Origin of the sequence: Streptomyces sp. NPDC046831 (genome assembly GCF_040645305.1) — a bacterium.
In the GTDB taxonomy this organism is placed as follows: domain Bacteria; phylum Actinomycetota; class Actinomycetes; order Streptomycetales; family Streptomycetaceae; genus Streptomyces.
The window spans coordinates 1-16,766 of the sequence record NZ_JBEYXZ010000042.1 but is presented as its reverse complement, the minus strand read 5'-3'; the positions used below and the strand labels follow the sequence as shown (position 1 = coordinate 16,766).

Annotated in this window: 11 protein-coding genes; 7 read left to right on the top strand and 4 right to left on the bottom strand. The window is 71.0% G+C overall.

Translation table 11 applies throughout. The features are described from left to right. Positions 1-87: 87 nt before the first annotated feature. Genes ABZ920_RS27070 through ABZ920_RS27060 form a run of 3 tightly spaced genes read right to left on the bottom strand, consistent with a single transcriptional unit; the run spans position 88 to position 3,418 of the window. On the bottom strand, positions 88-618 hold the full coding sequence (locus ABZ920_RS27070) for a hypothetical protein (protein ID WP_361510203.1): 531 nt from the start codon (positions 616-618) through the stop codon (positions 88-90). A 5-nt stretch (positions 619-623) separates the two neighbouring features. After that, complete coding sequence (locus tag ABZ920_RS27065; RefSeq protein WP_361510200.1) at positions 624-2,933, bottom strand: DUF6571 family protein; 2,310 nt, start codon at positions 2,931-2,933, stop codon at positions 624-626. Between the two features lie 14 nt (positions 2,934-2,947). Then, on the bottom strand, positions 2,948-3,418 hold the full coding sequence (locus ABZ920_RS27060) for a hypothetical protein (protein ID WP_361510197.1): 471 nt from the start codon (positions 3,416-3,418) through the stop codon (positions 2,948-2,950). Positions 3,419-3,964: 546 nt separating this feature from the next. Between ABZ920_RS27060 and ABZ920_RS27055 the strand changes: the two genes are divergently transcribed. From ABZ920_RS27055 to ABZ920_RS27035, 5 genes are all read left to right on the top strand, one after another. Then, on the top strand, positions 3,965-4,405 hold the full coding sequence (locus tag ABZ920_RS27055; protein WP_361510195.1) for a hypothetical protein: 441 nt from the start codon (positions 3,965-3,967) through the stop codon (positions 4,403-4,405). Positions 4,406-4,407: 2 nt separating this feature from the next. Beyond that, positions 4,408-6,231 carry a hypothetical protein gene (locus ABZ920_RS27050; RefSeq protein WP_361510192.1) on the top strand — a complete coding sequence of 608 codons (1,824 nt, stop codon included), beginning with the start codon at positions 4,408-4,410 and terminating at the stop codon, positions 6,229-6,231. A 99-nt stretch (positions 6,232-6,330) separates the two neighbouring features. Continuing rightward, on the top strand, positions 6,331-7,560 hold the full coding sequence (locus ABZ920_RS27045; protein ID WP_361510189.1) for a S8 family serine peptidase: 1,230 nt from the start codon (positions 6,331-6,333) through the stop codon (positions 7,558-7,560). A 154-nt stretch (positions 7,561-7,714) separates the two neighbouring features. Further along, positions 7,715-8,056, top strand: a complete 342-nt coding sequence (locus ABZ920_RS27040) for a WXG100 family type VII secretion target (protein WP_361510186.1) — start codon at positions 7,715-7,717, stop codon at positions 8,054-8,056. 80 nt (positions 8,057-8,136) lie between these two features. Beyond that, positions 8,137-8,436 carry a WXG100 family type VII secretion target gene (locus ABZ920_RS27035; protein ID WP_361510183.1) on the top strand — a complete coding sequence of 100 codons (300 nt, stop codon included), beginning with the start codon at positions 8,137-8,139 and terminating at the stop codon, positions 8,434-8,436. Between the two features lie 400 nt (positions 8,437-8,836). Here ABZ920_RS27035 and eccCa read toward each other — a convergent pair whose 3' ends face one another. Beyond that, the gene (eccCa, locus tag ABZ920_RS27030; RefSeq protein ID WP_361510180.1) at positions 8,837-12,802 is read right to left on the bottom strand and encodes a type VII secretion protein EccCa; all 3,966 of its coding nucleotides are present in this window, start codon (positions 12,800-12,802) and stop codon (positions 8,837-8,839) included. A gap of 345 nt (positions 12,803-13,147) precedes the next feature. On the opposite strand from eccCa, the gene eccD reads away from it, so the two are divergent. Both eccD and ABZ920_RS27020 read left to right on the top strand, forming a co-directional pair. Next, complete coding sequence (eccD, locus tag ABZ920_RS27025) at positions 13,148-14,656, top strand: type VII secretion integral membrane protein EccD (protein WP_361510284.1); 1,509 nt, start codon at positions 13,148-13,150, stop codon at positions 14,654-14,656. A 482-nt stretch (positions 14,657-15,138) separates the two neighbouring features. Further along, the gene (locus ABZ920_RS27020; RefSeq protein WP_361510177.1) at positions 15,139-16,638 is read left to right on the top strand and encodes a PQQ-binding-like beta-propeller repeat protein; all 1,500 of its coding nucleotides are present in this window, start codon (positions 15,139-15,141) and stop codon (positions 16,636-16,638) included. Positions 16,639-16,766 lie beyond the last annotated feature (128 nt).

Genomic DNA, 16,766 nt, shown 5'->3' with positions numbered 1-16,766 from the left:
GAGCTTCGAGGTCCGTTGTCGTCCCCAGGAATTGGCGAGCAGCGTCCGTGGAGGGGCGGGCGGTCGGCGTGCCCCTCCAGCGCTCTCTCAGGACCCCTGCCTGCACGGCTTCTGCGCCCTCAGCGCGTCGGTGTATCCGACGATGAGGTCCTTCATGGCCGACTCGTCCTTCCGCGCCGGTTCGAGGACCTTGATGAGGGTGCTGATGTCCTCCTCCTCCACCCCCGTGCCTCGGCACTCGATCAGTGAGACCGCACCCCGATCGGCGTAGGCCACGGAGCCGTCCTCTGCGGACTTCGGGTCGTGCAGCGAGAGCCTGTTCCGCAGGATGCTCTCCGCGGACTGGCCGACGTCGATGCGCTCCCTGCTGAGGATCAGGACCGTGTCGTCGTCGACGGTTACTTCGCACAGTCCCTCACCGTCAGCCGACATCGATTCCGATGCCACGCTGACGCGCTTGCCTGAAGAAGGCAGGAGACTGGACAGCGCGTCAGCCGGAACCGACACCTCGCACAGGCTCTCCGGTGCCGCGAACTCCCGTTTGGGATCGTCCGACGAGCAGCCGGCCACCGCGGCTGCGGCGACCACCAGACAGGCGCCACGCAAGGCGTAGATCATGGCCTTCAATTCGCGTCACTCTCCGAGTTCCACTGGGCGCCCGCATCGTGACCCAGGCCGGCAGCCGTGCGAGCCGCGCGCTTCAAATCCACCGCCGTGTCGTAGTTGATGTCCTGGTTGTTCACCAGAGCATGACCGACGGCGGCCTCGGCGGAGTCCAGCGCGGCCTCGCGACCGTGGGAGTACTCGTTCCCCGCCTCGCGCTCGGCGTCGGTCATCGTGTCCCGCTCGATGCTCTTCATGATGGATTCCTGGATGTCCTCCGAGGCCCACTCGAGGGCAGCACCCGCGATGGGGACGCGCTCACCGGCCTTCTCGATACCCATGCCGAGGATGCGGTTCACCCACTTCTGCTTGTCGGCGGCGGCCTCGTTGAACTCCTTGTCCGAGGCGACGTGGTACTCGAAGATCGCGTCGGCCCTCGCGTCGCTCATGATGCCGGCGATGGTCGCGCCCGGTGTCACGGCCGCGCCCACCCGTCCGTCCAGCGAAGCGGTCGACTGGCTGTCCCCATTGATGACGTGGTGCACCACATCGGCCGTGTAGGCGTGCTGAGCGCTGGTGATCGCCGCGTAGGCATCGGGGTCCTGCCCCACCACGCCCAGGAAGCGGGCCGCATGGCCCGTGTCCAGATTGGCCGCGGCGCCGAAGGTCGGGAACAGGGTGCTGCTCGGATCCTCCTTGTACATGGCTCGCTGGAAGTCACCCATGTACTCGGCGGTAATGTCCCCGAGGCTTCCTCGCATGGCGTAGAGAGGGCCGGACTCCATGCCGTCCAGGTCCCCGTTCTCGTTGTGGCGGATGAGCTCCGGGTGCTCGCCGAACTTGTCGACGATCTGGCTCACCAGCTGCGCACGTGCTTCGGTGTGCTTGATCGCGTCGCCGGTGGCGTCGCTGTCGTAGGGCCGGCCCGTCGTGGCCGCTTCGAGGGCGTGGCCGAGCGCCTCGGGGCCGAAGCCGAGGGCCTTCTTGGTCTTGTCCTCGTCGATGAGCACGTTGTTGTCGTTGGTGTCGATCGTCCACTCGAACTCCTTGTCGGTGAACAGATCGAGATACGAGTCGAAGCCGACCTTGCCGTCCTTCTTCACCGTGCCGTCCTCGTTGTACGCGGTCGGCGCCTGGGTGAAGAACTTCTCCGCGGCCTCGGGACTGTGGCCCAGGGCTTCGAGGACGCTGTTGAGCGGATCGTTGCCCGTGCCGAGCTTGCCGGACGGGTTGAAGCCGTAGATGTCGGGTGAGCCGGCCGGCGCGTTCAACACGAACCGGTGCGGGTCCTCCTTGTGGAGCTGGGTGATGTGCTCCGCGATGGGCGTGAGGAAGCGAGCGTCGTAGTTGCCGTACCGCAGCAGACCGCCGAGGACCTGGTAACCGTACGGCTTGTTCATCTGACCGGGTTCCCAGCCGATCGGCTGGGTGCCGAGTCGCCGGAACGTCGAGCCCCAGCTGTCGGGCAGGTGGTGCCTGTGGTCGGGGTCCGTGGCGTTGGCCAGCGTGTACCCCATGACCTTCTGCAGGTCCCGCACCTGGTCGAGCCGGGTCTTGGTCGCGTCGCCGTCCGTTCCGTCGATGGACATCTCGGCGTAGAACTCCAGCGCCTTCTCCGGGCCGCCGAGCCCCTCGTAGAACTTGGTGGCGAACTCACCGTCCTGCTCCCGCGAGTTGTACCGCAGCAGGCGGTTCAGTTCGCGCAGTTCGGCGTCCGACATCTCGTCGCCCTTGCGGGCCAGTTCCAGGGCGCGCTCGGCCTCTGCGTCGTTCAGGGACCCGTAGGCGCTGTGACCGGCGTTGTTCGGGTCGTTGCCGTGACTCTTCGCCAGCGCCCGGGCGACCGAGGCGTCGATCTCTGCGGCGTGGGCGAGGATGCCGTTGATCCGGCCTTCCAGCTCCTGCTTCGCGTCGAGCTGTTCCTGTGTGCGCTCGTCGCTGTCCCCGCGGACGTGGGGGAAGAAGCAACGGACCGTTCCGTCGCCGACGTCCTCGACGCGGAGGCCGAGACGAGCCGCGTCGTCGTGTACGGCCGTCTTCAGCTGCTGCTGCAGCGCGGCGAGTTCCGTGTGTCCGTCGTCGAGGACCTGGAAGATGCTGTTCGCCTCGGTGTGGAGATCGGATATCTCCTTCGCCGTCTTGGCGATGAACTCCCGCGTGACCGTCGCGTTGACGCCGGCCCATCGAGCGGTGTCCGACTTGGCCTGCATGCCCTTGCGCGCGTTCTCCGCCAGCGTGTTCAGCCTGTCGACGGTCTTCTTCCAGTCCGATACGGCGGTGCCGAGCTTGCCGAGGTCTACTTCGACGAGGTCGGTGAACTTCAGAGCCACTGACGCTTCCCCCACTACTTGAAGTACTCGCTGAGCTTCGACACCGGCACCGTCGAGCCGTCAGGGTTGCTGAGGACGGCCGCGATCTGGGCGTCGTCCTGCGCGTGCAGCTTCTTGCTGTAGTCGAGGTGGTTGGAGATGTGCGCGCAGGCCTGGAGGACGGACTTCACCTGGGACGTCCACACGTCGACCGTTGTCTCCAGGGCGCCGCCGGTGTCGAAGCCGTGCGACTTCAGGTTGGCCGCCGCCTGCATCGTCGAGCCGGCTCCGTCCTTGCCGGCTCCGGCACCGGCGATGTCGGCGTCCTTCCGCAGCCCTTCCCAGAGGATGTACGCCTCGTGCCCGACCGCACCGAGGTCGTCCTGATGCACGACCAGGTCGCCGCCCCCGCCGCCACCGCCCGGCTCCAGCTGATTGAGGCGCATGTGAGTCGATCGTCGGTCGGCGGCCTGAGCCTTGAGCGTCTCCCATTCCTCCCACGCCATGGTGGACCCCTTCCCCGTGTTCGCCCAGCCGTCGATGCACATGCTGCGGCAGGTGCCCCAGGTTGTTGCTGCGGTGTCCGGTCAAGTTAGCAACTGGACCCGGCACTGCTCACAGGTCGCGTCCGGTGTGCGGTGTTTGTGTGGCGCCGAGTCCCCTCGGCGCTTCGACCGGCGCCCGGGAGCCGTGCCGTGACCGCGCTCGTCATCAGTGTCGTCCTGGGCCGTCACCCGGTCGTGTGGAAATTCGATGAAGATCGCCGACGGCGCCGGCGACGCGGGCGACGGCCGCGCTCCATGGCGGGTGGACGCGCCGGGGCGGGCGGCGGTGCGTGTTCGCCGGCGCGTGCGCGAGGGACCGGCAAACCGGGAGAAGCGCGGCGCGGAGCATGGTTCCGTAACAGGCTTAGTACACAGCCTTGTTGGTCCCGATGGGCAGGTTGACTACAGTGGTAAAGGCGTTGTGGGAAGCGGCTCGCTTTGCGATCGTAGGCGAGCGGTTCGTCGGCCACGGCGGATGTGCATCACGGGGATACGGGGAGGAGCGTCGTGCTTCCGGCAGACATGGTGGGGGGCGTGTCGGCTGCCAGGGCAGCGAACCTGGAGGCCAGCGGCGAGGCGCTGACCACGTTCATGAAGCGGGTGGACGCCGTCCTGCGCGACCTCGAGTCGTCGGCCGGCAACCCCACGCGGGTCAGTGCCCAGAGGATCAGCCGCACGTCGTTGAGCAGCGGGAACGCCGTCTTCCAAGAGGCGCACGACCTGTACGAGCAGTACGACGCGGTGCACGAGAAGCTCACCACCCTGTCCAAGACCCTGCACCTGCAGATCGAGGCGATCGGAATCGCCGTCAAAGGCGCCCACGTGGGCTTCGACAACCTCGAAGAGGAACAGCGCCGGCGGTTCTGGGAGATCCAGACGAGGATCAAGGCGCTCCAGCCCACGACGGGCGTGGAGCACACCGGCGACGGCACCGGCCTGAAGGCGTGACCATGGGCGACAACCAGCACAAGGCGGACTACGAGCGGGTCTCCGGCCAGAACTCCTTCACCGATTTCGCGCGGGGGATCGAGGAGCACCCGCAGGGCGGTTTCTACAACAACCTCGTCTACGGCGCCCTGCGCCCGATGGTCGAAGCAACGCCCTACGGCAGGGCCATGCACGGCCGCACCGACTTCGACGACTACGACCTCAACAAGATGGTCGACCTGGTCGAGCAGACGAAGCCCGAAGACCTCGAGTCCTCCGGGAAGGCCCTGTGGGACGCGCGCGACGCCATCAGCGCGGCGGCCAGGGAGCTCGACGGCCACATCGAGAAGGTCCACTGGGTCGGTGAGTCGGGCGACGCGTTCCGCGAGTGGGGCCGCTCGCTCGTGAAGACCACGAACGCGCTCAGCGACTTCGCCGGCGGAGCGGGCGACCAGATCACCGCCGCCGCCGTCGGCCTGGCGTCCGTGCGCAGCGCCATGCCGCCTCGTGACACGCGGCCGGACCGGAAGCGGCCGGACAAGTTCACCGAGGCCGAGAAGACCGCGGACAAGGAGGAGTACGCCGACGCCGTCCGGGTGGAGAAGGACCGCCAGGAGGCCATCAACCAGATGAACCGGCTGTCCTCGTACTACGCGGTGGCCAAGGAACAGCTCCACGGTCTGAACGCGCAGCCCCCGCAGTTCACGGCCATGCCGAATGTAGGGGTTCCGAAGCCCGCAGGGGTCAGGCGCTTCGCGACCGAAGAGGCGACGTCGGAGACGCTCGGGGAGAGCCGGGCGGCGCCTGCCGGGACGACCCGTCACGCGACGGTCGAGCAGACGGGCCCCGCCCGCGTGCACGCCACGACTGACACACCGCCTCACTCCCCGGACGTCATCGGCGGGGTGGAGCGCCCTGACGTTCCCGTGGGTACGAACATCGACACCGTCGGCACGCTGCCCCCGCCCGTGACCGGACCGGCGGCGGGTCACACCGCACCAGCCACAGCCTCCCCGGTCGCGGGTGGTGGCCTGCCCAGTGGATTCGAGGGCGGGTTCGGCCCTCCGGTGTCCCGAGGCGTTCCCGGCCGCACACCGAGTGCAGCCGGGGGTGTCCGCACTCCTGCCTCCGCTCAAGGGCGCGCTGGTACTTCCGGCTTGGGCAACTCGGGCTCGGGACGCTCCGCCGCCCGGGGACCTCTGGGGCAGACGGGCCGCGCCACGGCGACCGGTCAGTCCGTGGCCAAGGGCATGGCTTCCGGGTCCACGTCGTCGTCCCAGATGGGCCGAGGCGTCACGGGTGGCACCCCGAGCACCAGCCGCACGACAACACCCCGTACCACCGGCGCCCCCACCGCCGGTGCCGGCCGTGGCAACGGCGGTGGAGCCACGGGTGCGCGGGGTGCCAACGGTGTGGTCGGGGGGCGGCCGGCTCCCACGACCGGTACTTCGGCCAAGGGCGGGCCGAGAATCCCACGCGGAACCGTCATCGGAGCGGAGGGAACGGCCAACGCACGCCCCCTGACCGGCCGGCCCGGACAGCGTGGGGTCTTCGGGGCATCCGATGTCACGGCCAGGTCCGCTCCGGTTGCCAATCCCGCGCGCGGCGCAGCGGCCGCACCCGGGACGGTCACCGGTACGCCGAGCGCGCGCAACTCCGCCACCCAGGCCGAACGCAACGGCATGACGCGTGGGGGAGCAGGACTCGTGCGTGGACCGGGCGGTCAGGGCAAGCCCGGTGACACCGGCGGCCGCGAGGGGGCGTCGCGTCCGGACTACCTGGTCGAGGACGAAGAGACGCACCTGCCCAACCCACCGCGGCGCGACGTGCCGCCGGTCATCAACTGAGTGCGAGTGAGGACTTACGACGCCATGAGGCCAGGGACCAGCGGACGTACCCGGCGGGCTGCGCTCCTGCGAGGGCGCTGCGGAGGACGGGTTCGTGCCGTGAGCGCGGTCGTGGGTGCCCTGGCCGCTGTGGGTGTGGGGTTCGCGCCGAGCGTCGCCGCGTACGACGCCCCGTCCAAGCAGTGGTACCTGGGACCGATGCAGGCCGAGCGGATGTGGAAGGTCAGCGCCGGTGAGGGGGTCAAGGTCGCCTTGATCGACACCGGCGTCAACCCGGACACCCCGTCGCTGAAGGGGCAGGTACTGACCCACGAAGTCTCCAAGGCGGCGGCCTACCGTGCCACCGACGACTACGACGGCCATGGAACGAGCATGGCCGAGTTGATCGTCGGCACGGGAGCCGGCGGTGGAGTGCGAGGACTGGCCCCGAAAGCCAAGATCCTCCCGTACCGCATCAGGCTCGAGGGCGTGAAGGGGGCGGAGGAGAAGCAGACGCCTGAGCCGGCAGACGCCATCCGGGCAGCGGCGGACACCGATGCCAAGATCATCAACATGTCGTTCGGCTCGGAGTACGTCGACCCCGACGAGGAGGAGGCGATCAAGTACGCGGCCTCGAAGGGCAAGCTGCTGGTTGCCGCCGTCGGCAATGAGGCGGGGAACAAGGACGGCAAGGACTATCCGGCGTCCTACCCCTACGTGCTCGGGGTCTCGTCGTCGGACGAGTCGCTGCAGGTGTCGAAGTTCGCCTCCTACGGTGGTTACGTCGACCTGGCAGCGCCGGGTGAGGACATTCCCGGATGGTGCGACGCATCCCTCCGCTCCTACTGCGACCGCAAGGGCACCAGCGCCGCGGCCGCTCTCACCTCGGCCGCCGCCGCGCTGATCTGGTCCGCCCACCCCGACTGGACGGTGAACCAGGTCACCCGCGCCCTGATCGACACGGCCGGCCGGACGTGGTCGAAGGACGACCCGAGCAAGTACGCGGGCTACGGGTTCATCCGGCCCCGTGTGGTCCTCGAGGACTCCGGCTACGACGCGGGCCCGCCGAACGTCGACCCCTTGGCGAAGGAGAACGGGGGCGACCTGCTGGCCAAGTCCGCGGCCGGGGCGGGCGCGTCGTCGTCCGAGCCGTCCTCGTCGTCCTCTTCCGCATCAGGCTCGTCACAGGCTCCGCAGAAGGGTTCGGCCGGCGGCACATCTGCGGCAGGATCGAGCGCGGAAGCGTCGAACGACAGCAGCACGCTCTGGATCGCGCTGGGTGCTGCCGCCGCCGTCCTCGTGATCGGCGGCGGAGGCTTCGCCGTCCTGCGGGCGCGCCGGGCGAGGTGAGGGCGCGGGTCGCCGAGCCGGACGCCCGGCACCATCCGCGTGCCGCGAAGCCCGCCCGGCCGGGCTCCACGGACCGACACAGCGTGCTCACCGCCGAACCGGCGGTGGGCCGAGGCAACTGACCAGGAAACGACAAGGAAAGGGCGGGCTGGTCATGGTTGACAAGCAGAAGCTCGAAGACGGTGCAGTAAGCAAGCTGCAGAACGACATGTTCATGAAGTACGAGAACATCCGGACCCGTGTGCACCGCCTGCAGCAGGTCATCGACAGCCTCGAGGGGCAGTGGCAGGGCATCGGCCGCGCCGCGTTCGACAAGAAGCAGTACGAGATCAACGAGTCCCTGCAGAACATCGGCAGGATCCTCGGCGACGTCATCGAGGCGATGACGAAGACGCGCGAGATCAAGGACACCAAGGAAGACGACGTGCGGGCCGCGATGAACAAGATCAGCCTGCAGGACGGCGCCTCCACGGTCTCTCCCTTCAGCTCGTACTGAGACCGTTTCGGCTTCGCAGGTGATCCGCCGGGCAGCCGGCACCCATCAGACAGACACGAGCGAGACGAGGTAGACAGGTCATGGGCAACAACTCCGAGGGGCTGAGCGTCACTTACAACGCCCTCGACGCCACGGCGACCAAGATCGGTAACGAGGCGAAGGCCCTCGAGCAGGACCTGCAGGAGCTCAAGCAGATGGTCGTGCAGAGCCTGCAGTACTGGGAGGGCGAGGCTCAGGGCACCTTCAACGAGAAGCTGCAGAAGTGGGACAAGGAAGCCAGCGACATCCACACCGCCCTCACGGGCATCGGTCACGTCGTCCACATGGCCGGCGGTGACTACATGGCGGGCGACAAGCAGGCCGCCAGCTACTTCCGCTAGAGACGGCGGTTCAGAGGTTGTCCGGGGTGGGCGCGCGCGGGAGGCGCCCACCCCGCTGTCGTGTGCCGGGCACGGCCCGAGGCTCCGCCGTCGGCGGGCGACGGGGCGCCACCACGAGACCGCCGGCGCTTCCGTGCGGCCGACCGGACGGGGTGCCGCCGTTGGGCACGCCGGGCCCTCACGCCGGGCCCTCACGCCGGCCCTCACGTCGCCGGAGCAAACGACCCGGCCGTGTCCGGCGACCACCGTCCGACCGCAGGCCTGCGTCGTGCGCTCGTCCACGGACGCCGGCGCGCCGGCCGCCCCGCCGACGTCCGAACAGGTCGGGTGAGCGGCCCCGGCCGCCGCTCGCACAGCCGGCCGGGCCGGCGGGCACGGCGCCGCTGCGCCGTGCCCGTCCTCAGTCGCCGACCAACCCGACCTGCACCAACGGCCGGCCCTGCTTGCGGGACACGAACACGCCCCGGCCCGCCGGCATCGACCGCGGCCGCACGCCGCCGAGCAGGTCCCCCTCGCCGGGGTCGCCCGCGAGGACCACGCCCTGGGCGCCGAGTTCCTTGATCCGCTGCATGAAGGCCTCGTAGCCGGCGCGCCCCGCGCCCGCCGTCGAGCGGGCGATGATGAAGCGCACGCCGACGTCCCGGGCGAAGGGCAGCATGTCGGTGAGTCCGGCCATCGGGTTGCCGCTGGAGGTGGACACGAGGTCGTAGTCGTCCACGATCACGTACACCGTGGGACCGCGCCACCAGCTGCGGTCCCGCAGCTGCTCGGGGGTGACGTCCGAGGTGGGCGTGCGGCGCTGCATCAGGTCGGCCAGCGCGCCCATGTGGTGCTGCATCTGGTTCGACATGGGGATGTACTCCGCCAGGTGGGAGGACGGGGTCACCCCCAGCAGCGAGCGGCGGTTGTCGACCACGAACAGCTTGCAGCTGTTGCCGTCGTAGCGCTCGGTGAGGCCCTTGATGAGCAGCTTCAGCAGGTTCGACTTGCCGGACTCGCTCTCGCCGAAGACGAGGAAGAACGGGTCCTGGTCGAAGTCCACGAACACCGGCTCGAGGTTGTCCTCGTCGAGGGCGAAGGCGATGCCGCGCTGCGGGAAGCGGTCGCCGGGCGGCAGCTGGGCCGCCGGGAACTCCCGCGGCAGCAGCCGCACCTGCGGAGCGCCGGGCTGCTGCCAGTGGCGCGTCACCTCGGCCGTGAGGGCCGCCGTGGCGTCCGCCAGGTCCGTGTCGGAGGACAGGCCGTCGATCCGCGGCACCGCGGCCATGAAGTGCTGCTTCTGCGGCGTCTGGCCGCGACCCGGCACGCCCGTGGGCACGTTGGCCGCGACCTTCCGGTCGAACTCGGAGTCCATGGGGTCACCGAGCCGCAGCTCCAGGCGGTTCATCAGGTGGTCCTTCATGTTCGAACGGACCTCCATGGAGCGCGAGGCGGTGAGGATCAGGTGGATGCCGTAACCGAGCCCGCGGGCGGCGATGTCCAGGACCAGGGGTTCCAGCGCCTCGTAGTCGGAGCGGAAGTTGCCCCAGCCGTCGATCACCAGGAACACGTCGCCCCACGGCTGGTCGGTGACCGAGATGTCGCCCCGCGCGCGACGGGTGCGGAACTCCGCCATGGAGGAGACGCCGGCGCTGCGGAAGTACTCCTCGCGCCGGGTCATCACGCCGTACACCTCGGCCGCGGTGCGCCGGACCTTCTCCGGGTCCAGGCGCGAGGCCACCCCGCCCACGTGCGGCAGGCCGGCCACCGCCGACATGCCGCCGCCACCGAAGTCCAGCCCGTAGAACTGCACCTCGTGCGGGGTGTGGGTGAGCGCGAACGACGCCATGACCGAGCGCACCAGCGTCGACTTGCCGGACTGCGGACCGCCGAGGATCTGCATGTGACCCGCGGCCCCGCCGAAGTCCACCCAGAGCGGGTCACGCCGCTGCTCGTAGGGCTTGTCCACGAGGCCGACGGGGATGACGAGCCGGCCCGCGCCCTCGTAGCCGGGCTGGGTCAGGCCGCGGCCCGGCACCGGCACCAGGCCGGGCAGGAGCGAGTCCAACGACGGCGGGCTGTCCAGCGGCGGCAGCCACACCTGGTGCGCCGCCGGCCCCTGTGCCTCCAGCCGCCGCACGATGACGTCCAGGACGGTGTCGGCGAGCGCGTCGTCCTTCTCGTCGCGCTCCGGTTCCCGGCGCTGCTGCGGCACGGGCACGTAGTGCACCGGCACCTCGGCCGCCGTGAACAGCACCGGCCGGCGGTCCACCGGGAGCGGCCCGCCGAGCGCCGCCGCCTGCTGGGAACTCGTCCGGTACACGCCGGAGACGTACGCCGCCTTGAAGCGCACCATCTCGTCGGTGCCGAACTTCAGGAAGCCGGAACCCGGCACGTTCGGCAGCTCGTAGGCGTCGGGCACGCCGAGCGCGGCACGCGACTCGGCCGCCGAGAACGTCCGCAGGCCGATCCGGTACGACAGGTACGTCTCCAGGCCGCGCAGCCGGCCCTCCTCCAGGCGCTGCGAGGCGAGCAGCAGGTGCACGCCCAGCGACCGGCCGATGCGGCCGATCTGCACGAACATCTCGATGAAGTCCGGCTTGGCCGTGAGCAGTTCGCTGAACTCGTCGATCACCAGGACGAGCGAGGGGATCGGCTGGAGCGGGGCGCCGGCCGCCCGCGCCTTCTCGTAGTCGTGGATGTTGGCGTAGTTGCCCGCGTCGCGCAGCATCTCCTGGCGGCGGTTGAGCTCGCCGCGGATGGAGTCGCCCATGCGGTCGACGAGGGTGAGGTCGTCCGCGAGGTTGGTGATGACGGCGGCGACGTGCGGCAGCTGGGCCATGCCCGCGAAGGTCGCGCCGCCCTTGAAGTCGGCGAGGACGAAGTTGAGCGTCTCGGAGGAGTGGGTCACCGCCAGGCCGAGGACCAGCGTGCGCAGCAGCTCCGACTTGCCGGAACCGGTCGCGCCGACACACAGGCCGTGCGGGCCCATGCCCTCCTGGGCCGCCTCCTTCAGGTCGAGCATGACGGGCCGGCCGTCCTCGCCGACGCCGATCGGCACGCGCAGCCGCTCGGCCTGGGCACGTGGCCGCCAGGTCCGCTTGGGGTCGACGGAGGCCGCGTCGCCCAGGTTCAGCAGGTCCGTGAACTCCAGGTTCGCCAGCAGCGGCTCGTCGTCGTCCCCGCCGGACGCCACCCGCAGCGGCGCCAGCTGCCTGGCCAGCGCCTCCGCGGCCTCGTACGACAGGACGTCCGGCGTCCCCTCGTAGACCATGCCGTGGGCGGACTCCAGCCGGAGCTCCTTCGGGTGCACGACGACGGACAGGTCGCCGCGCCCGGCGGTGAGCTCGCCCGGGACGACTTCCAGGACCGTCACGCCCTGCAGGCCCTCGGGGGAGGCCAGCAGCGACGTGGGCGACAGCGACACGCCGTCGAGCACGACGACCAGGTGCGGCTGCTCGGGGACGGGCGGCCCGCCGGGGTGGAAGCGCGGCCGGCCCTGCAGCCGGGCGGCGAGCAGGTCCTCCAGCTCCGCCGGGTCGGCCGTGATCAGCCGCCGGCTGCCCGCCCCGTCCGCGACGCCCGCCGCCTGGCTGTGCGGCAGCCACTTGGCCCACTCCCACTCGGCAGCGGCGTCCCGGTGCGCGGCGACGGCGACGACCAGGTCCTCGGGGGAGTGCAGCGAGGCGAGCGAGCCGACCAGGGCGCGGGTGGTGCCGCGCACGGTCGCGGGCTCGCCGCTGACCGTCACGTGGTAGAACGCCCGCAGCGAGACCGCCATGGGCAGGTCCTCGAGGGTGCTGTGGGTGGCCAGGAAGCGCTGCATCGCGCCCGCGGTCAGCGGCTCCAGCTGGTCCACCGGCGCGGTCTCCGGCGGGAGCAGAGGAGTGGCCAGGGCCTGCGGGCCGAGCCCCACGCGCACCTGCCCGAAGTCCTCGTCGCCGGTGCGCCGCTCCCACACCCGGCTGCCCTCGGCGACCAGCGCCCACAGTTGCTCAGGCGAAGGGTGCAGGTAGTACTGGGCGTCGCGCTGGACCCGCGCGGTGTCCATGGCGGCGCGCCGCGTCTGCGACAGGTAGCGCAGGTAGTCGCGCCGGATGTCGGCCATCTGCCCCTGGTTGCCGCGGCGGTAGCGGACCAGCATGGAGATGCCCATGGCGATCGTGGAGGCCACCATCACCATGCCCATGATCTTCATGAACGGCTGGGCCTGGGGATTGAAGAAGAACACCACCGAGCCGCCCATGCCGAGCATGGGCAGCAGCTGCATCAGCGCGCCCTCCTGCTGCCCGCGCGGGAGTTCCGGTGGGGGCTGGAGCAGGACCTCGTCCGTGGGCACTTCCTTCGGCAGTGCCCGCGGCGGGCGCTTGACGACGATATGGCTCACTGCACACCAATTCCCTTGGCCGACCGAGGTGTTCTGTCCGCCGCCCCGTGTCAGGCGGACGCCGATCGCGAACCGCGATCCTACTGACAACCACCGGCGCCGACGGGCGGTAGGGTGCCCGTGGGACGTGTGAGCGTTTGCGAATACGCCGGTCGAAGCAGGGCAATTCGCAACGTTCACAGCGAGCGCCTGCCGCACCTCACGTGCGGGACGGCGCAGTTGACCGGCAGTGGGGGAGACGCGGCACGGACTCCCACCGGAACGTACACAGCATCTTCACGGCCGGGCGTGCGCGGCGGCGTCACGACCGGCCACACCAGCGACGAGGGGGAACAGCAGGTGAGCATGACGGCCTCCGCGCCGGCCGGCAACAACGCCGGACCGGGCTCCGGAGCCCCTTCCGGGGCGGGCACGGGTTTCGGTTTCTGCCGGGTGACCATCGTGGCGCCCGACAGCCGCATCGACGTGGCACTCCCCGACGACGTACCCGTCGCCGACCTCTACCCGGAGATCCTGCGGCTCTCGCAGCAGAGCCCCGCCGAGGGCGCTCCCGTCGGCTACCACCTGGTCCGCCGCGACGGCACCGTCCTGGACAGCGCCCGCTCCTTCGCGGCCCAGCGCATCCTCGACGGGGAACTGCTGACGCTGCGCCCGTTCGCCGAGTCGCTGCCGCCCGCCGTCTTCGACGACGTCTCCGAGGCCGTCGCCTCCGCCGTCACCCGTGACCGCGCCCTGTGGAACGGCGACCTGACCCGCGCGGCCGGCCTCGTCGCCGGCGGCGTGCTGCCCGCGCTGCTCGCCTTCGTGGCGTGGAGCTCCCAGCTCCGCCACGACATGCACAGCCTCCAAGGCGTCCTCGCGGCCGTCACCGGAGTGCTCCTGACCGCCATCGCGTGCGTCCGCGCGCGGGTGTACGACGACCGGGGCTCCGCGGTCGCCCTGGGCCTCGGCGGCCTGCCGAACATCGCCGTGGCGGGCTCCGGCCTGCTGCCGCTCACCGACGGGCAGGGCATCGGACGACTCCAGTTCCTGCTCGCCTGCACGGCGGTCCTGGTCGTCTCCGTGGTGCTCACCCTCGTCTCGCCGGGCGGCGACGGGCCCTTCGTGGCCTTCGTCCTCGCCTCCACGATCGGTCTGATCACCACCTTCGTCGCGATCCTCACCGACCTCAGGCCCATCGAGACGGCCGCCGTCTGCGCCCCCCTCTCCGTCGGCGCGCTCGCCTTCCTGCCCGGACTGTCCATGCGTTTCGCGCGCCTGCCCATCGGCTTCGACGCGCCCAGCCCCTCCCGCGGCTCCTACGCCCAGGGCGAGCCGAGCGCGCACGAGCCCGTGGACGCCGAGCGCGTCGCCGCGCAGGCCCGCCGCGGCCACGAACTCCTCGTCGGCCTCGTCGGCGGCTGCGCGCTCGTCTCGGTGGGCGCGTCGATCGTGCTGGGCTTCTCCAGCAACGTGTGGGCGCAGCTGCTGGCCCTCGCGACCGGAGTGGCGATGCTCATGCGGGCCGGCCTGTTCCGCTACACCGCCCAGGTCGCCGCCACCCTGGCCGCGGGCCTGGCCGCCCTCGTCTTCCTCGGCATCGGACTGGCGCTGAACCCGCCGCTCGGCTACGTCCGCGACGCGCTGCAGGGCGACACCACCGCCCTCGACATCCGCACCGTCTGGCTGGTGGCGGCCGTCGGCGCGGCCGCCGCCCTGGTCACCGCGATCGGCCTGATCACCCCCAAGCGCGGCGTCACCCCCTTCTGGGGCCGCTTCCTGGAGATCGCGGAGAGCTTCGTCCTGCTCACGCTGGTCCCGCTGACCCTGGCGGTCTTCGACGTGTACGCGACCGTACGGTCGATGACCAGCTGAGACGTGCCGCACCGGCCGGTCCGCCGCAGCGAGCGGCCGGACCGGACGGCGGGCCGTGACAAGCGGCTGGGACGGACCGGCCGGCACGACCGCTGGGCCGGACCGGACGGACGGCCGTGATGAGCGGCCGGGCCGGTCCGGCCCCGGGCCGTGACGAGCGGCTGGGACGGACCGCTCCCCGCACGGCCGGCCGGAGCGAGCGGCTGAGACGAACCGCACCGGCCGTTTCCGCCGCAGCGAGCGGCTCGGACGGACCGCACCGGAGGGCCGGCCGCGACGAGCGGCCGGGAGGACCGGAGGCGGACCGTGCGGCGGAGACGCCCCGCACGGGACGGCCCGCCGGAACAAGCAGCTGAGACGGCCGCACCGACGGCTGCACGAGACGACTGGACGAACGGCCGGTCAGGACGGCGGGGCGGCCGGCTGAGGCATCCGCCCGGACAGCCGGCTGCCCCGGCCCGGCAACGAGAGGTGCCCGGCACGTGAGCTTCGGCCCACCCCCTTCCCCCTTCACCCAGTCCGCCGTCGCGGCCGACCAGGCCGCGCGACGCCGGCGCACCAGAGCGCTGGGCGGCGCCCTGGCCGTCGTCCTGGCCGTCGCGCTGTGCGTCGGCGGCCTGCTCCTGTGGTCCGCGGGGGACCACGGCGGGCCGGCCGGTGACGGCAAGGCGGCCGCCGCCCAACGGCCGGACGAGGTCCGTGAGTCGGCCGACCCGGTCCCCGGCTCGCCCGAGGGACGGCTGCTGGTCGACTACAGCGAGGACGGTCTCGAGGGCACGGTCAAGGGCCGGCCGCAGTACGCGCCGGGCACCTGGGCCACGGACAAGGTCGTGGCCAAGGGCATCGGCCACGACATCGTGGGCCTCACGACCGCGGCGAGGGGCGACGAGAAGGCCTGGACGCTCGAGCTGGACGGCCACTTGTGCGCCACCACCAGGCACATCACCGCCGACGGCCGCACCGCCGTCGTCGTACAGCCCACGCGCCCCGGCGGCGCCAAGGCGTCGGGCGTGTGCGACGAGGTGGTCTTCTTCGACGTCGACACCGGGAAGAAGCTCTGGCAGGCGACGATGCCGTCGGCGCAGGCGGCCCTCGTCACCAACACGAACGTGACGCTGACCAAGGGCGTGGTCGCCGTCGCCTGGGGCCAGGGCTCGGTGGCGTACGAGATGAAGACCGGCAAGCAGCTCTGGAACGGCACGACCGCCTCCGCCTGCGAGGACAGCGGCTTCGCCGGCGGCCGCGCTCTGCTGGCCCTGGAGAAGTGCGGCCAGGCGCCGGACACCACCTACCGGGTCCAGAGGCTCGATCCGCGCACCGGCAAGGCGGAGTGGACGTACAAGCTCGCCGACGGCGTCCAGGACGTCTTCCTGCCCTCGGCCGACCCGCCGGTGCTCGCCGTCGCGGCGGGCGACAGCCTCGTGACCGACCTGATCACCCTCGACGACGACGGCAAGCGTCTCGCCACCGTCTCCATGAGCGGCTACGACCCGCGCTGCGGGGTGCGGACCATGAGGTTCTTCGGCTCGGTCGACCACTGCGAGGGCATGGTCGTGGGGCCGAAGCAGGTCTACGTGGTGAGCGAGGACAACGTCGAACCGGCGCAGGCGGCGAACTGGATCGTCGCGTTCGACCTGGCGACCGGCAAGAGCGGCCGCAAGTTCGACGGACGTCCCGGTGAGCCGCTGACCCCGGTCCGGATGAACGGTGACGACCTGCTGGTGTTCCGGCGCAGCTACCTGGAGGTCGAGCCGTCCGCGGTGGTCGGCTGGAATCCGCGCACCGGCAGGCAGACGCCGTTCCTGTTCTTCGGGCTCCCGTCGGACGACGCCGGGGAGCTGGGCGACGTCGAACAGTCGGACATCCTCGTCGAAGGGGGCCGGGTCTTCTTCGCGAAGTTGCGGCTGGAGGCCGACGACGAGTCGCCCACCGACCCGGTGCGGGTGGTCCTCGGCGTCGGCAGCGCCGGGCCGGGCGACTGACCGGCAGCCGCGGGGGCGGAAACCGCAGCGGGCGGAAGCGGGAGGTCACCGGCGACGGCCGCCGCCAGGCGACCAGCAGCTTCCTGGCCCTGGGCGTCCCGATCGAGATCAGCCTCCGGCACACCTAC